The sequence below is a fragment of the Burkholderia sp. LMU1-1-1.1 genome (assembly GCF_040675865.1).
Lineage (GTDB): Bacteria > Pseudomonadota > Gammaproteobacteria > Burkholderiales > Burkholderiaceae_D > Rugamonas.
In genome coordinates this window covers 523946-540388 of sequence record NZ_JBEGHG010000001.1, presented here as the reverse complement: position 1 = coordinate 540388, position 16443 = coordinate 523946, and the positions used below count along the sequence as shown (strand labels likewise).

At 60.5% G+C, this 16443-nt stretch carries 15 protein-coding genes and 1 pseudogene; 5 read left to right on the top strand and 11 right to left on the bottom strand.

All coding sequences use genetic code 11. From position 1 onward, the window contains the following. Window positions 1–166: 166 nt before the first annotated feature. From MRBLMU1_RS02170 to MRBLMU1_RS02135, 8 genes and pseudogenes are all read right to left on the bottom strand, one after another. Window positions 167–403 (bottom strand): integrase core domain-containing protein, encoded by a 237-nt coding sequence (locus tag MRBLMU1_RS02170; protein ID WP_363496312.1) that lies wholly within the window; start codon window positions 401–403, stop codon window positions 167–169. A 182-nt stretch (window positions 404–585) separates the two neighbouring features. Beyond that, a pseudogene (locus MRBLMU1_RS02165) lies at window positions 586–901 on the bottom strand (transposase). 45 nt (window positions 902–946) lie between these two features. Continuing rightward, window positions 947–1159, bottom strand: a complete 213-nt coding sequence (locus MRBLMU1_RS02160) for a contractile injection system protein, VgrG/Pvc8 family (RefSeq protein ID WP_363496309.1) — start codon at window positions 1157–1159, stop codon at window positions 947–949. Window positions 1160–1249: 90 nt separating this feature from the next. Next, entirely contained in the window at window positions 1250–1816 is a 567-nt protein-coding gene (locus MRBLMU1_RS02155; protein ID WP_363496306.1) for a hypothetical protein, read from the bottom strand. A gap of 2 nt (window positions 1817–1818) precedes the next feature. Then, window positions 1819–3657 carry a LysM peptidoglycan-binding domain-containing M23 family metallopeptidase gene (locus tag MRBLMU1_RS02150; protein WP_363496303.1) on the bottom strand — a complete coding sequence of 613 codons (1839 nt, stop codon included), beginning with the start codon at window positions 3655–3657 and terminating at the stop codon, window positions 1819–1821. Between the two features lie 10 nt (window positions 3658–3667). Further along, window positions 3668–4189: a hypothetical protein gene (locus tag MRBLMU1_RS02145; RefSeq protein WP_363496300.1), complete on the bottom strand. Its 522-nt coding sequence runs from the start codon at window positions 4187–4189 to the stop codon at window positions 3668–3670. Window positions 4190–4210: 21 nt separating this feature from the next. Further along, on the bottom strand, window positions 4211–7225 hold the full coding sequence (locus tag MRBLMU1_RS02140; protein ID WP_363496297.1) for a type VI secretion system Vgr family protein: 3015 nt from the start codon (window positions 7223–7225) through the stop codon (window positions 4211–4213). A gap of 129 nt (window positions 7226–7354) precedes the next feature. Next, entirely contained in the window at window positions 7355–8095 is a 741-nt protein-coding gene (locus MRBLMU1_RS02135) for a hypothetical protein (RefSeq protein WP_363496294.1), read from the bottom strand. Between the two features lie 364 nt (window positions 8096–8459). Here MRBLMU1_RS02135 and MRBLMU1_RS02130 point away from each other — a divergent pair, with 364 nt between their 5' ends. From MRBLMU1_RS02130 to MRBLMU1_RS02115, 4 genes are read left to right on the top strand one after another with little or no spacing between them, the layout of a single operon-like run. Continuing rightward, on the top strand, window positions 8460–9629 hold the full coding sequence (locus tag MRBLMU1_RS02130; protein WP_363496291.1) for a sialidase family protein: 1170 nt from the start codon (window positions 8460–8462) through the stop codon (window positions 9627–9629). Next, window positions 9626–10411, top strand: a complete 786-nt coding sequence (locus tag MRBLMU1_RS02125; protein ID WP_363496288.1) for a hypothetical protein — start codon at window positions 9626–9628, stop codon at window positions 10409–10411. The genes MRBLMU1_RS02130 and MRBLMU1_RS02125 overlap by 4 nt, the downstream gene beginning before the upstream one ends. A gap of 18 nt (window positions 10412–10429) precedes the next feature. Then, complete coding sequence (locus tag MRBLMU1_RS02120; RefSeq protein WP_363496285.1) at window positions 10430–11272, top strand: hypothetical protein; 843 nt, start codon at window positions 10430–10432, stop codon at window positions 11270–11272. Between the two features lie 20 nt (window positions 11273–11292). After that, window positions 11293–13281: an LTA synthase family protein gene (locus tag MRBLMU1_RS02115; protein WP_363496282.1), complete on the top strand. Its 1989-nt coding sequence runs from the start codon at window positions 11293–11295 to the stop codon at window positions 13279–13281. Between the two features lies 1 nt (window position 13282). Here the strand turns inward: MRBLMU1_RS02115 and MRBLMU1_RS02110 are convergent, their stop codons facing one another. The 3 genes from MRBLMU1_RS02110 to MRBLMU1_RS02100 form a co-directional block, all read right to left on the bottom strand. After that, window positions 13283–13474, bottom strand: a complete 192-nt coding sequence (locus tag MRBLMU1_RS02110; protein ID WP_363496279.1) for a hypothetical protein — start codon at window positions 13472–13474, stop codon at window positions 13283–13285. A 217-nt stretch (window positions 13475–13691) separates the two neighbouring features. After that, a complete protein-coding gene (locus MRBLMU1_RS02105) occupies window positions 13692–14993 on the bottom strand; it encodes a permease (RefSeq protein WP_363496276.1) in 1302 nt (433 codons plus the stop codon). Next, on the bottom strand, window positions 14990–15241 hold the full coding sequence (locus tag MRBLMU1_RS02100) for a DUF2249 domain-containing protein (RefSeq protein ID WP_363496273.1): 252 nt from the start codon (window positions 15239–15241) through the stop codon (window positions 14990–14992). The genes MRBLMU1_RS02105 and MRBLMU1_RS02100 overlap by 4 nt, the downstream gene beginning before the upstream one ends. A gap of 145 nt (window positions 15242–15386) precedes the next feature. Here MRBLMU1_RS02100 and ubiU point away from each other — a divergent pair, with 145 nt between their 5' ends. Next, window positions 15387–16421 (top strand): ubiquinone anaerobic biosynthesis protein UbiU, encoded by a 1035-nt coding sequence (gene ubiU / locus MRBLMU1_RS02095; protein WP_363496270.1) that lies wholly within the window; start codon window positions 15387–15389, stop codon window positions 16419–16421. Window positions 16422–16443: the final 22 nt, after the last annotated feature.

Genomic DNA, 16443 nt, shown 5'->3' with positions numbered 1-16443 from the left:
GGAGGAGAGTAGTTGATGTCAAGCAAAGTTAATGCTCTACTTCCCGTTATTTTTTTCGATCACGCTTTCTGGTCGAGGCCGATTCTTTTGGGGCTTGTCACCATTTTGGCAATTAGGCAATGGTCATCCTGGCCGTTGGGTAATGACCCAGCGAAATCTGCTCAACTTACGCGGCTAATGCAAAAGTAGCCGCCGGGGTTTGCATCCGCAGCGCCTGATGTGGACGCTTGTGGTTGTAAAACTGAATCCAGTCGCCGATCACGCGGCTGGCGTGCCGCAAAGTCTCGAAACGATGCCGGTGCGTGCATTGTTCCTTCAAAGTTCGGATTACCCGTTCCACCATGCCATTTTGCTGCGGACACTGCGGCGTGATGAACTCCTGCTTGAGGCCATAGCCACGCACCAGGGCCCGACGGCGATTCCTCGATCATGGCTTTGATGGGCGCGGCCAGCTCTGGCTTGACCTTCGGCGTTGCTTTGGTCGGCTTGTAGTAGGCCGTGCGACGCGGCACCGCCAGCCACTTGCACAGCTTGCTCACCGATACGAGCCCCCATCTTCTTTTAGTCCCTGGCGGATCGTTTCGATCACTTCTCGTCCTCGCCCAACAGGGACTGCAGCTTTTTTCGTACGCGCAGCTCCAACATCGCTTCGCCATAGGCCTCCTGCAACTCCTTAATCTGGCGTTCGTACTGCTCCCTCACATCGAGCGGGTTGGCGCGCAGCGCGTTCTCCATCCCACGCTTGCCATCGTCGACCCAGGCTTCAACTTCCGACGGCGCCAGGTCGTACGCTCGGCTCGCTTCCGCGATCGTCGTTTTTACCTTGGATGATCTCCAGCACCAGCGCGCTCTTGCGCTTGGCCGTCCAGCGTTTTACTTCTTCGTCCATCTTTGTACTCACTGTCAATTTCCTCAATTATGACGTGAGCAGGAATTCAGTGGGTCGTTACATGTAACGGGCGAAGCCGCCGTTGGCGCCGGCCATGTCGATGGCGGTGACGTGGCCGTGGAACGGCCGCAACTGGTCGCGGCTGGCGGCCGTCATCAACTCCAGCACCACCGGCTGGCCGATCAGCGACTTGAGCGAAATGGCGGCGTCGGTCGAGAGTTCGGCGATCTTAAAGCTGAAGCCGGTGCCGATGCCTTCCTCGCCGCGCATGCATTAGGCCAGTAGCACGTCGTCACCAAGTGTCCGTGTAGGTGTATTACTGTTCAGAGTGTTGGGACAATAGATTCAATCCTTGCATGTTCACGGCCCCTGTTCCAAACCTAATTGAAATACTGAAACGCTTAGTTCTTTGTCACGCGACATTGCGACAGTAGGATCACCATATTCATTTAATTCTTTATCAGTTTTATAGCTCCAAGTGGTCAGAGTGCTATTGTCTCGCGACGGCCGGCCTAATTTTTTCTGAATAATCTTTTTTACTTTGGGATATTCTGAATAGGAGAACGTCAGGCGTAAACTCATCAAATATGGAGCCTCACCTTTGGGTTGTCGAGTGTCAATGTCTACAATTTTTAGGCCGCTAGCAGGATCGCAGATATATTTGCTGGAAATGCCGTCCTCATCTTTAATTGAATTCTTTTTTTTACATTGGGTGCGAAGGACCGAGTCAAAGAAATCGCTGGTTTTCCTAAAAGTGGAAAAATCGGCGAGGTTTGAGATGATCTCGACAGCAGCACTGTCTGGAGCTAGTTGGGCCGCTGCGACAGGGGCCTTGTTAGTGTTGTCCGCGCGAGCGCACCCAGATATGAATTGGACGAATAAAAAAATACCTATATATGTATTTGTTTTTCTAATAATATTTCTCATTCTTACTCCATCAGTGCTTTGTCAATTGATTCAGTTGGGTCAAACAAATCGTCACGTCTTTGATATGGTGGATTGCCTTTTTGCGTAAGCCCCCGCCCTTTTGTCGTCGGACTCTCGGTCGTGCTGTAAAGTTCAAGATGCAGCATTGAAAAATTCAAACCGGTAAGTTTGCCAACACGTCCCAGCTCTTGGCCACGGTTAACCTTCTCTTTTTTCTGAACTGCAATATCACTTCCCCGCAATTCCCCATACCGGGCAATAAAACTACCATGATCGACTTCGACAGCCCAAGTACCAAGATAGAAAGGATAGACTTGGATGACTACGCCGTCTGCCATGGCTCGCACTACAGTTCCGACCGGCCCATACAGGTCAATGCCGCCATGCTTTCGGTTGTTACTTCTGTTTGAGCCAAACTTGCGCGGATTTTCGTGATAGGTTTGTTGCGGCCTAGCCGGCAAGGGGAACAGCAGGCCGGTACGAACTTCTTTTCCAGAAGCTGTCGCGGGTACCTCAACTTTTTTCTTGATATCTTTTTCGACTGTTTTGTGAGGTATGTCGACCTTTTCCTTCCGCTCTTGAAGCTGTTGGCCTGTCGCACCACCTCTGATCGCGACGATATTCTGATCTCCTGCGTGACTTTGGCTGACATTACCTTTTGGAAGCACGATATGGCTGCGCTTATGTTCGACGATCGCGGCCGCTGCCGCACCATGCATGTTTAGCGACCGTTGTAGGTATTCGGTGACTAAGGCTAGCGGCGGACGCCTCCAAAGATATTCGCCATCATGTAATTTTAAGTCTTGACCTTCATGAATTTTATTCGGATTTTTAATGTCATTTATTTTTTGCAATTCGGCTACCGAAACGCCGGTTCGTTTCGAAATATTGGCAAGCGTGTCATTTTTCTTGACTGTGTAGGTGTCTTTGTCACTGCTTTTATTTACATTCAGGAGGTCTTTGTAATTTTTGTTTAATACAATAAAAATTACTTCGGAAAGCGAAGCGGCGCCGAATGGATCAGTCTTTCCCTGTCCATCGGTTTTGCCTATTATTACTTGCGCATCCTGTTTTTTTGCCGCCTGAATGGAGTTGGGGGCTTTGGTCTTGCCGGCAGTGGATGGAATAATCGCTGCATAGGGTTGGTCAATATAGGGTTTGTCATCCTTTGTTATAAGTTTAAAGGCGACATCAGTTTTTGCGCCAAGCAAACGTTCTAACGCGGAGAGGTGTGGGACAATCTTTGTTTTAATCATGCCCAGCACGGCGATAGCACGCTCGGCTGCCATATGTTTCTCGGTCGGGTTAAAGTACCACCCTTCATGGTGGAATAGATATAGGTAATTCTCGTAACGTTTACCGAAATTACTAATGGCTTTTTCCTTTGCTATCATAAATGACAGCAAAACTCCATACGCGCCGCGCTCTGCATCTAAAACATAGTCACCAGACAAGTCCAGTATAAATCCAAGTCTCTTTTTGGAGATTGCGGGCTTTGCAGCCTCTTCTACTGTTGCGGCAGTATACTGGCCCAAGCCAGCCGCCGATGTCGTCCCCGCCGCAGCATCTGGATTGAATCCTGACTCTAGCTTGCAAATGAGGAGCATGTGGGCGATGTCCCGGTAAGAAAGCTTATAGCGAGCCCCGATCTCCACGAGCATGTCTATGATGCGATCTTGTACTGCCGCCGGCGCATCTCCATGTACCCTTGAGTTGCCAGCCAAGGCGCCAGCAGGCTTATCAATGGCTGGTTTGGTATGCAAAAAAGACCAATCCTTGATCTTGTCCTCGGCGTATGCCGCTCCTTTTTTGCAGCGCAATAATTCGTATAGCGTCGACATACTGATAACTTTAATTTGGCATTATTGAACGAACTTTTTTCATTTCTTTTTGTGTCTTAATCAATGACTTTTCATCGAGACCGCCGGTCTTTCCAGTAACGATACGTCCGCTTTCGTCGTACTGGACCCACACTTCCGAATATGGCGCGGAGCCGCCACCAATGGAATAATAAAGTAGGGCTACTTTTCCGGATTGGCCATCGCCGCAACCCCACTTGATAACGTATAGATCATCTTTATCCCCTCCATTCTCGATGATGGACGATAAATCGCTCTTGTTCAATTCTGGGAGCGTGGCAGTGCGGATCGACTTATCATGCTCGATCGCGAGGGTTTGAGGTTTGCATTCATTCAATGACATGCTGTCTGCGGCTTTTTTACATTCAGACTTTATAGTGAAGTTTGCTTTTCCACAAGTCAGTTTTTCGGTAAAATTCTCATATTTTGCCCTAGCCGAGCATCCGTTGGCTAGTCCGAGCGCCGCCAAGATGCTCAAACCTAAACTAATTTTTCTCATTGTTTTCATTGTCATTGTGTGATCTTCTTTCTATCGCTATTCCCAGTTCTTATCCATTTCCTGATGCCAAACGTTGACGTTTTCTTGGCTCCAGTCATCCTTAGCTAAAAGCGTTAGTTTGACGTCTTTTTCTTCTTTTGTACCTACCTTTATGGTTTTTCCGCTCAAGTCTGTTTGGCCGAAATACTTGTCTCCGCTAGGCAGCGTCAGGATGTACGGCTGGTTTTGAATCATTTTCTCACCAGAGGCTACTTGGTATTGAGCGGCATACGCATGATAAATTTCATTGCTCAAAACCACGTCCGCGCCGGGGAATTCAGGGAGACTTAAGCTGCTGCTCTTGGGCCCTGTCAATTCTTTTGCGCTCGCCTTAAATGCAATTGTACCGGGGCCGTGCAGCTCTATATTGCCTCCTTCAAGCTTGAGATATGCACCTTGGGCCGTCATCATCACATGCTGTTTGCCGGCGATGTTGATGCTCTTGGTCGTGCTGGCGACCGTCAACGCCTTGTCCGCCGTCAGTTTCGTTTCGTTGGACTGGCTCTGGCTGCTCACCTTACCGCTGGCCGCGTGCAGGCGGATACCGAGTTCCTGATTAGGTTTTTTAGTGTTGGTCGCTTTGCCATAGGTGAACAACTTGATGCCGTCCTTGACGCTGGCGTAGCTGTTGCGCTGCGACGCGACGTTGATATCGTGGCCCGCCGTCAAGCTGCTGGTGGCCGACGCGCCCAGTACGGCGTTGACCGGGGTGGTCGCCGCGATGCCTGCCGGCGAGCTCAGTTGCAGATGCGGCTCGCTGTAGGCCGGCACATCCGACTCCACCGCGCCCAATACCTCCAGGCTGTGCGTGAGCTGGGCGATGGCCGGCAACGGTCCGGCCGGCGCGGGCGTCTGGCTGGCTGTTGCCGGCGGAGCATGCTTCTGCGCCGTTTCGGCCAGATCCGTTTGCAGCTGCACGCTTTGCTCCAGCTGGGTGATCGCTTCGCTGGAATCCATCTGGCTGCCGCTGGCGCCACCACGCGCGTTGGTCGACAGCAGCAGGCCTTTGCCGGCGCGCACGGCGATGCTATGCTCGGTCTTGAGCTCGGCGCCGAAGCCGGCCGGCTTCAAGCGCTGGTTGTCGCTCTGATGCAGCAGATGGCCGAGGTTCAGTTCGGCCGTGCCCTGGTGCGCGGTGGCGTGGCGCTGCAGACCCAGGCGCGACTGGCCGGGGCTGTCATCGAACACCAGTTGGTTGTAAGCGCCGCTGCCGCCCTGGCTAGACTGGATCGCCTGCGTCTTGATGCCCGACAGCGCCGCCGGATGCGCGTGTCCGCCGGCCTGGCCGGGGAACCACGCGGGCGCGTTGCCGGTCGCCACGCCGGCGCCGCCGGCCACCTGATTGTGCTGGGCGTCGGCTTGGCCGCGCCCGTTGTACACGGTGCCGAGCACCACCGGACGGTCGATGTTACCTTCCAGGAAATCGATCAGCACTTCCTGCCCGATGCGGGGCAGGGCGCTGCTACCCCAGTTGGCTCCTGCCACCGGCGCCATCGGCGTGGCCACGCGCACCCACGTGCCGGCCTGGTCGTCGCCGGGCGCGCCGGTGTGGCCGTCGGGCATCGGATGCGCCAGGCGGCTGTGGCTTTGCGCGCCGCGCTGCCAGTGGAACTGCACTTTCACACGATGGTCGCGGTCGGTGTGGATCGGCGCACCGGGCGGGCCGACCACGATGGCGGTTTGCTGGCCATGAATGGTCGGGCGCGGATGGAGTAACTGGCCGTGCGCGTCCGTACCGCTGGAGCGATATGGGATGTTGCTGCGGATGGCGTCGATGCGGTTGCGGTACAAGGGCCGCTCGCCCATGGCCTTGCCCACCGCGTGCAGGCTGGTCTTCTCCTCCTTGCCGATCAGCGCGTCGAGCAGGCCTTCGCCGAGCCGCTGCATCAGGCTCGACTTCAGGTCGGCACCGAGATTATTGTGCATCAGGTGCACAGTTCGCACCACCAGGAAGCTGCGCTCGTCGTCGCTGCTTGCCAGGTCGAACTGGGCCTGGCCGGTGAGGGCGAACGTGGTGCCGGGCGCGAGCGTGCGCACGGTGCCGGCGCCGACGTGGATCTCCTTGCTGGCTTCGAACGCCTGCAGCTGGTTGTCGGCGATGCGCTGGCCCTGTTCGCGTGACTGGTAGGCGTAGGCGCCGGGCGCGTCGCGGCTGACCAGCGGAGATCCGTCGCCGCCGTCCGCGCTGGCGGCGCCCACCGGACGCGTGTCGAGCGAACGGTAGTCCCAGCTGCTCAGTTCGATGGCGTTGGTTTGCAGGCGCAGCTCGGTGCGCCAGCGGTCCAGCGTGTCCTCCCGCATCGTCGCGCCGGGCTGGCTGAAGGCGATGCTGGCCTGGGCGTTGGGCTTGAAGCTGCCGTTGTGGTCGGCGATGACCATGGTGTGGACGCCCAGGCCGGGGCTGGCGGCGTCGCCGCGGTGCTCGAAATAATGGAACAGGCCTTCCTCGTGCATCAGGCGCGAGGCGAAGGCAAGGTCGCTTTCCTGGTATTGGGTGGTGATGCTGCGCTTTGGATAGACGGCGCGGTCGAGGATGTCGAAGCGCCATGCCGGGGCCAGCTTGCCCTGGCCCTGGTAGGCGTTAAAAATGGTGTCGAGGATGTCGAACACCGTCATGTCCTGGAAGATGCGGCTGTCGCGTCCGCGCGCGAGGAAGGCGGTCCAGGGTTCGACGGTGAGGTTGTAACGGGCGAAGCCGCCGTTGGCGCCGGCCATGTCGATGGCGGTGACGTGGCCGTGGAACGGCCGCAACTGGTCGCGGCTGGCGGCCGTCATCAACTCCAGCAGCACCGGCTGGCCGATCAGCGACTTGAGCGAAATGGCGGCGTCGGTCGAGAGCGCGGCGATCTTGAAGCTGAAGCCGGTGCCGATGCCTTCCTCGCCGCGCACGCACTCGGCCAGCAGCACGTCTGGGCCGAGTGGGGTGGTGAGTTTCAGTATTCGTGTGCTTTGCGAGAAACCGGCAAGCAGGGAGGCGGACGAGCTGTTTTGCGACGAAACCGGTTCTGACATGTTACTTCTACTCCAGATAAGCCGCGCTGGTACCTCCAACGCCGGGCTAGATATAATCCATGCAAGATTACACCCTAGAAAGTACTGTTTGACAAGAGCGATTCGATTGAAGGAGGTGAATAGCGAGCCTTAGCGAGAAGACTGCGTTCTCTTTTTTCGATGGCGGAAAGGCGCGGACTTGAGCGTCGTGCCATTCTCTCTCTCCCAAAGCCGCACGCGGTACGCTTGAAAGAACAAATGGCTCGCATGCTGGAGCATTACGCCGGCAATAACTGTCCCAGGCAGTGCCCAGGTCATCACTGCGAACACCGAATAGAGCCCGGCGACATACAACCCGGCCACTGCGAACGTGTACATTGTTTTCGAAATGACGGAATGCCAACGATGAGGAATGCCAATCGCCCTGACATTTCTGTGGGTATCCATGGAGCGAGCGACCTTCTCCCAGTCGACGGATGAGTTATCTATATCTAGATGATTGGTAAATACTCCAAAACCATAGCGGCTCCACAATGCTTTCTCGCTACGCAGGGAGACGTGAATATTTTTCAAGAAAAATAGGATCACAAAACACGCGAACAGCAGTTTCGTATAGCCTCCCAAGTCCTGGAAGAACATCAATGGCAAAAAAAGGCAGAGGGCGGCCCATGCCATCGTAACGTAAAACACGCCCTGTAATAGCAGCCGTGGAACTAGCCGGTTACCGGCTTTTATTGAAAGTAAGCCCTGCACGTACAGCACCGCGGCGCTCACGCTGAGTGCGCCATACAAGAAAAGCATTGCAGCATCCGGATGAATCAGCTCATCAATGATCCACCAGCCAAGCGCAGATCCCAACAGCATAAAGAAGAGTGAAAACACAATTAACAATACTTGTCTTCTTTATGAGTGAGATACGTTTCGCGAGGATGGTTGCCGCTGCGCTTATCGACCGTGGGTGCAATCCAGACAACATTACAACTCAGAAATTACTATTTGACAAGCGCGATTTGATTGAGTCGCGGCAACAAGTCCCGCAGGTACCCCGGGCGTCCGATCTCCTCCCCCGGCAGAAGTGCTTTGCCCTAACATTTCTTTCGTGTTTTCATGTACGATACCGGATTCGTCAAAGCATACGTGACGAAAAAATGGTAGTCATTACCGCCCGCCGTAAGGCGAGCGCGGAAGGTTGTTAATTTAGGGCAAGAGGATCATTGCACGTGCTTCCTTCATGTCCCGATCTCTTGGAGACGGAATGGGAGCTTCGCGCCCACCTTTGCAGCGGGCAGCCAGCCTGATCATACTGGCATGTGTCCTGGCCGTGACCACCTCGGTGGCGGCCGAAGCCTGGCGCTGGTCGCGCGCCGCGCAGCCCGGCGGTACGCCGGCCGCCACCACCGCCACGACCGCGCCGGCCGATCCCACCCTGACCGAACTATCCCGCGCCATCATTCCGATGCCCAAGGGCGTGCCGTCCGCGCACGCCAGCGCGCTGGCCAGCCTGCCGGGCGGCGACCTGATTTCGTTTTGGTGGGCCGGTAGCCGCGAGAGCGGCCCGGACGTCAAAGTCTACGCGTCGCGCTGGTCGAACGGCAAATGGAGCGATAACTGGGTGGTGGCCAGCCGCGAATCGCTCGGGGCCGTGCTCGGCCACGGCGTGCGCCGCATCGGCAATCCGGTCGCCTGGACCGCCACCGACGGCACCGTCCACCTGTACGTGGTGGCCACCGGCCTGGGCGGCTGGGCCGCCTCGCGCATCGTGCAGCTGGAGTCGCGCGACGAGGGCGCCAATTTCACCGTGCGCCGCGTGCTGCCGATGTCCCCGGTCTTCAATACCAGCGTGCTGGTGCGCTCGGCGCCCATCGGTCTTGCCGACGGCGGCTGGTGGTTGCCGGCCTATTTTGAAATTGGCAACAAATACCCGATGCTGATGGCGTTCGACGCCAGCGGCACGCCGCAGCGCCTGACCCGTATCGGCGCCCGCACGCAATCGCTGCAGCCGACCCTGGTGCCGGTGTCGGCCACCGAGGTGCGCGCGTGGATGCGCGACGCCGGCGGGGAGCGCCGCGTGCAGCAGGCGTTCAGCCGCGACGGCGGCAACAGTTGGGAAGACATGGACGCCACCCCGATGACCAACCACGGCACCGCGCTGGCCGTGCTGCGTCTGACCAACGGCAGCCTGCTGATGCTGCGTAATGCGGCGGCCGACCACAACATGGCGCGCAGCACGCTGTCGCTGTCGATCTCGACCGACGCCCATACCTGGCGCCCGCTCACCGACATCGTCAGCGGCAAGCCCGGCGACGAATTCTCGTACCCGGCGATGTACCAGGTGGGCGACGAACTGCATATCACCTACACCTATCAGCGGCGCGCGATCGCGCACCACCGCCTGAAAATCCATCCAGGGAAGGATCCGTTATGAGCTTGCCTGATCTCGCCCTGCAGATCGTCTACGGACGCCTGGCCTGGGCGCTGGTGGCCGCCGCGATGCTGCTGGCGATCCTGCCGGTACTGAAGCCGGCACTACTGTCGACGTGGCTGGCCAAGCTGGCTCCCAAGCCGTCATCCGCCGTCTTCGTGCTGCGCCCGCGTCGCTCGATGGCCAACGCCGCCTTCGTGCCCGGCGTGGTCATCGTCATGGTGGTGCTGATGGCCTTGCCCGACGCGGCGTCGCCGGCCTACTGGCTGACCCTGGTGTTCCAATATCCGAGCGCGCTGCTGGTCGGCTTCAGCCTGGTGTCGCTGCACGCGCGCTGGCAGGGCCGGCCGGTTCGCCTGGTCATGGCGCCGGCGCTGGCGGTGCCGCTGGTCGTCGCCGGCCTGGTGCTGTATCTTGAGGCGTTCGGCGTGCTGGCGCTGGGCCTGTATTCCGGCGGCTTCGGCGCCGCCGCCGCGCCCTTGATCGCTTGCGCGGTCGCCATCGCCTGTGCGGTGGCCATCGTGCGCGGCCAAGCCATCGCCGGCGCCGCCGCGTTGCTGGTCGCCGTGCTGCTGTTTTCGGTGTTGCGCCTGCCGTCCGGCAACCTGTGGGACGCGCTGCTCGACCCGCTGCTGTGGTCGTGGGCGCTTGGCTCGACGGTGGTGGCGTTGGCCCGTCAGCGCGCCGCGCGCCGTGCCGAACTGGTGTCGCCGCTGGCGGAGCCCGAGGCATCACCGATTCCGGAGCCGGTGCTCGCGCACGCGGCCGGCAACGAACAAATTTAATCAGCAATGGAGTAGTGCATGGTAAAGAACAAGTGGTATGTTCATCCGGTGATCGCGGTCGGGGTCCTCATCAACATCTTCGTGATGGCATTGGCGATCCTGTGGAAGGGCGACCAGACCGCGATCTGGCGCCTGGTGGTGGAAGACGGCATCGTCGAATGGATGCAGTTCCTGTGCTTCACCGTCACCGCCGGCATGCTCGGCTTCCTGGCCGTCGAACAATGGCAGCGCACGCCGAAGATCAACCTGCAGCTGCTTGCCTTCGCCGGCCTGACGGCGCTGGTGGCGCTCGCCGCGCTGGAGGAGATCAGCTGGTTCCAGCGCATCCTGCACATCGCCTCGCCCGAATACTTCCTGTCGCATAACCGCCAGGCCGAGACCAACCTGCACAACCTCGCCGTCGGCAACGCCAGCCTGCACAAGACCGTGCTGCTGAAGGTGATCGCCATCGTCGGCCTGACCCATAACATCATCTTGCCGCTGCTGGCGCGCAAGCGTCCGGCCGTGCGCGACTTCGTCGAGCGCTTCGGGCTGTACCTGCCGCCGCTGTCGGCGTCGGTGATCTACATCGCGTTGGTGGCGCTGTCGCATCTGCTCATCGACCATCCGCGCAAGGGCGAGCTGGGCGAGATGTTCGGCGCCGTCCACTACATGACCACCGTGTTCGGCGCCTATTTCATTGGCGTCGGCTACGGCAAGCGTCCGGTGTTCGAGCAGCCGGCCGACAGCCGCCGCGTGTCGACCCTGTTCGCCATGCTGGTGGTGTTCCTGCTGTTCACCGCCTGGCTGATGAGCGCCGGCGCCGGCGCTCCGCAGTACATGGCTTCGCATCCGATCACCGCCGGCGCCAGCGCCGACTGACGCGCCGGACAGGAACCGTCATGACACCACGTTCGAATAGCCTGTTGAACCGCTGCGCGGCGCAACTCGAAAGGCTGACCGCCTGGGCCGGTCCGTTCTCCAGCCTGCTGCAATTACTGCTGCTCGGGCTGCTCATCCTGTCGCTGTCGCGCGCCGGCCTGGTCGCCTGGCAGTGGAGCAGGGTGGCCCCCACCGGCATTCCGCTGCGGATCTTCGTGCAGGGCGTGCGTGCGGACCTGATCTTGCTCGGCTACTTCCTCGCCATCCCGCTGGTGCTGGCACCGCTGCTGGCGCACCAGCGCACGCAGCGCCTGTGGCGCCTGTTGTCGGTCGGCTGGGCCACGTTCGCGCTGATCTTCATCGTGTTCATGGAAGTGTCCACGCCGCAGTTCATCATGCAGTTCGACGTGCGGCCGAACCGTCTGTTCATCGAATACCTGTCCTATCCGCAGGAGGTCATCGCCACCCTGTGGAACGGCTTCCGCATCGCGCTGGTGCTGGGCGTGGCCTGCACGATCCTGCTGGGCGTGGGACTTTACCGGCTGCTCAAGGCCGCCTCGGCCAACATGACCACCTGGCGTCCGTTGAAGTTGCTGCTGGTGTGGCCGCTGCTGGTGGCGCTGGTGTTCGTGCAAGTGCGCTCGACCACCGCGCACCGTCCTGCCAACCCGGCATTGTTCGCGCTGACCGGCGATTCGATGGTCAACTCGCTCATCATCAACTCGCCATGGTCGGTGTTCGACGCGCTCAACTCGATGAGCAAGGAAGCCAATTCGTCCGAGATCTACGGCAAGTACCCGCGCGACAAGGTCTTCCAGGTCGTCAAGAGCGCGCCGTGGCTCAAGGATGCGCAGTTCACCTCCACCGAGTTCCCGACCTTGCACAAGCAGGTCGCCACCGCCCAGCGCGAGCGCCCGCTCAACCTGGTCATCGTGCTCGAGGAGAGCCTGGGCGCCACCTTCGTCGAGTCGCTCGGTGGCGTGCCGGTCACGCCCGAGCTGGAAAAATTGAAGAAGGAAGGCTGGTGGTTCGAGCAGCTGTACGCCACCGGCACGCGTTCGGTGCGCGGCATCGAGGCGGTCGTCGCCGGTTACGGTCCGACCCCGGCGCGCAGCGTGGTCAAGCTGTCGCTGGCCCAGCAGAACTTCTACACGCTGGCGCTGGGCCTGGGCCAGAAGGGCTACCACACCGAATTCGTCTACGGCGGCGAAGCGCACTTCGACAATATGCGCGGCTTCTTCACCGGCAACGGCTTCCAGAAGGTGGTCGATCGCCGCGACATGAAGCCGGTGTTCGAGGGCAGTTGGGGCGCCTCCGACGAGGACTTGTTCGACAAATCGCTAGAGCGGCTGAAGACGCTGCACGCGGCCAACAAGCCGTTCTTCAGCCTGATCTTCACCTCGTCCAACCACGAGCCGTTCCAGTTCCCGGACGGGCGCATCGAGCTGCACGACGCCGAGAAGCAAACCGTGAACAACGCCGTCAAGTACGCCGACTACGCGTTGGGGCGCTTCATCGCGCAAGCGAAGAAGGAAGCGTATTGGAAGGACACCGTGTTCCTGATTGTCGCCGACCACGACAACCGGGTCTACGGCGACAGCCTGGTGCCGATCAATAAATTCCACATCCCCGGTCTGATCATGGGCGCCGACATCCAGCCCAAGGTCATCAAGACCATCGCCAGCCAGATCGATCTGGCGCCGACGATGCTGTCGCTGATGGGCGTGTCGAGCGAGCACCCGATGATCGGCCGCGACTTCGCGCGCGACAGCGAAACCCCGGGCAGGGCGCTGATCCAGTTCGATAACTACTTCGCCTGGCTGGAGGGGTCGTCGGCCACCATTTTGCGTCCGGGCCAGGAGCCGTTGCTGGGCAAGTACGACGCCGCCACCAAGACCTTGACCACGAGTTCGGCACCGGCCGATCCGCAACTGGTGGACAAGGCCATGTCGCACGTGGTGCTGCCGTCGATCCTGTATCGCGAGCAGCGCTACAAGTTGCAGAAGTAAGTCAGTCCGCCGGCGCGGTCTTTTTGACCGCGCCGAACAGCGCCGCGACCATCGGATCGCGGCGCACCACCACCGCGCTGGCGCGCAGCGGGTAGATGGTGTCGTCGATCAGCCGGTGGATACGGTTGCCTTCGCGGCTGATGGTCGTGCTTAGCGTGGGGCCGTCGTAGATGTCTTGTGCCAGTTGTTCCATAATTTTCCTTCTGTTGCGTTCGCTTGAATTCTCCTGAAACACGTAGGGTGGATTAGCGTAGCGTAATCGGCCATGCATGCGCCGTCGGCGGCTCATCGATGGCCGATTACGGCGTTCCGCCTAATCCGCCCTACATGTTCCTCGGTATTTCTGGATTCCCGTGTCGTGGTTGCCATTGTCGCTTCGCCCGGCGTTGCCGCGCCATCGGCAAAAAGGACTAGGCGGCGCTCTGCATCCGCTGCCGCAGCCGCGCCGCCATGCACAGGTTGAGCCACAGCCCGATGCATGCCAGGCACATCAACGCCGCCGCCGGCCGCGCCAGCAATGGCTGGTAGCAGGCGCCCAGCAACAGCAGCAGTGCGCTTACGTGCCCGGCCAATTGCCACCTGGCGCGCCGCTCGGGAATGATCTTGTGCACCGCCGGCAGCTTGCGGCCGCTGACGGCCATCTCCTCCTGCAAGTGGTACCAGGCGAGGAACGGGACGATCTTGTACAGCATGCCGTTGATCGCCGACAGCGCGAAGCCGGCGATCAGCAGCACGCCCAGCGCCAAAGGCGTGGCGTTCGATACTTCATCCCGTGGCCACAGCCACAAACCCAGTGCGGTCGCCAGGCTGGCCATGGCCACGCGCCAGTACAGCGTGGTCGGATCGCCCTGTGGCCGCTTGCGGCGCGCCAGCATGTACAGCGTGGTGCCGGCGAACAACGCGTACCCCGCCGCCAGCAAGATCAGGCACAACTGGTGGAACAGCAGCCCGGCGCCGGGCAGCCCGCTCGACAGCGAGGCCCCCGCCAGCAGCAGGAACAGCCACGTGGTGTAGGAACCGGTCAAGAACGAAGGGTAGGGCTCGGTCAGCATAAACATCGGCACAACCTGGAAGGCAACAGCGATCACCAGCAGTCCCACCCAGCCGAGCAGGCCCCACATCGCGTGCAGGTCCGTCATAGGGATCAGCGGCAACTGCGCAGCCTTCGGCCAGGCGAAGGCGCCGGCCAGCATGCCGCCCAGCGTGGCAGTCAGCACCAGCGCCGTCAGCGCCAGCCGGATGCCGGCCACCACCGCGCCGGAACCGCTGGCGTGCGGGCGCCACATGCCAACCGTGCAGGCGCCCAGGAACAGCAGCAACGACGCCAGCAGCGCCGCCATCGCCAGCGCGAACAGCGCCGGCAGCCCGGACCAGAAGGCGTAGGCGAGCAGCAGCGTGCCGGCGCTCAAACCGACGTGCACCGCCGTGCCGACCCGGCCCACGTGGGGAACGGTGATGCCGGCCACCACCGGCAACATTTGCAGCAACGCGCCGATCATCGTCATGCTCAGGCAACCGAGCACCATCAAATGCGTCAGCGCCAAAGTCAGCGGCGACCAGCGCGTCAGCAGCGCGGCTTCGCCCTGCCACATCAGCAGGCCGGCGGCCAGCGCGGCGAAAAGCGGGGCGGTGAGAAAGTAGCGCAGCGGCAGCGACAGCGAAGGGTTGTTGTCGAACGAGAGCGCGCGGCGCGGTGCGGCGGCAGCCTTCACGCGTCACCGCCATCGGGCACCTGCCATATCAGCACTTCGTAGCGCGTCTCGAGCGGCGTGGTGCGGTGCGCGAAGCCGTAGCGGCGCAGCACCTGGTACAGCGGGATCGGATCGCGGTCGATCAGCACGCGCAGCCGCTCGTCGGGGCCGAGCGTGTCCAATGCTTCGAGGATGTGCTGCATTGGTTGCGGCGGTTCCAGTCCGCCGACATCGAGCTGGCGTACGCTGCCGCCGTGTGCGTTGTGCATCTTGTCGTCCTCGGTTATGTGCTGGACGGCATTGTCCCATCCGCCCAAGCACAATTTCTTTGATGCACATCAAGGATTCCGGGCTTGACGGCGCGATACAGTTCGTCCGCCATCCGGCATCGACTTTTTCGCCTTATCCCTTCTTATGATCCATGCTGAATCCCCCGTTTCCGCCGCGCCGCCGATCGAGCTGGTGTGCCCGGCCGGCAGCCTGCCGGCGCTCAAGGCCGCCGTCGACCTGGGCGCCGATTGCGTCTATCTCGGCTTTCGTGACGCCACCAATGCGCGCAACTTCGCCGGCCTCAATTTCGACGACGCCGCCATCGCCCAGGGCATCGCCTACGCGCACGCGCGCGGCCGCAAGGTGTTGCTGGCACTGAACACCTATCCGCAGCCGGAGACGAGCGCGCTTTGGCGCGGCGCCATCGACCGCGCGGCCGCCGCCGGCATCGACGCCGTCATCCTCGCCGACCCCGGCCTGATGCGCTACGCCGCCGACCACTATCCCGCGCTGCGCCTGCACCTGTCGGTGCAGGGCTCGGCCACCAACGCCGAGGCGATCAATTTCTACCACCGCCAGTTCGGCATCGCCCGCGCGGTGCTGCCGCGCGTGCTGTCGCTGGCGCAGGTCGAGCATGTTGTCAACCACACCGACGTCGAGATCGAGGTGTTCGGCTTCGGCAGCCTGTGCGTGATGGTCGAGGGCCGCTGCGCGCTGTCGTCATATGTGACCGGCGAGTCGCCCAACACCCACGGCGTCTGCTCGCCGGCCAAGGCGGTGCGCTGGCAGCAAAACCCGCGCGGCCTGGAATCGCGCCTGAACGGCGTGCTGATCGACCGCTACACGCCGCAGGAGAACGCCAGCTATCCCACCTTGTGCAAGGGCCGCTTCGAGGTCAACGATGAGACCTATTACGCGGTCGAGGAACCGACCAGCCTGAACACCCTGGAACTGCTGCCGCAACTGCTGGCGATGGGCGTGCGCGCGGTCAAGATCGAAGGCCGGCAGCGCAGCCCAGCTTACGTGGCGCAGGTCACGCGCGTGTGGCGCGAGGCGCTCGACCAGTGCCTGCACAACGCCGCGCGCTACGCCGTCAAGCCGGGCTGGATGGCCGAACTGAACACGCTGGCCGAGGGCCAGCAGCACACCTTGGGCGCGTATCACCGCGCCTGGAAATGACGACATGAACAACGGAGAAACT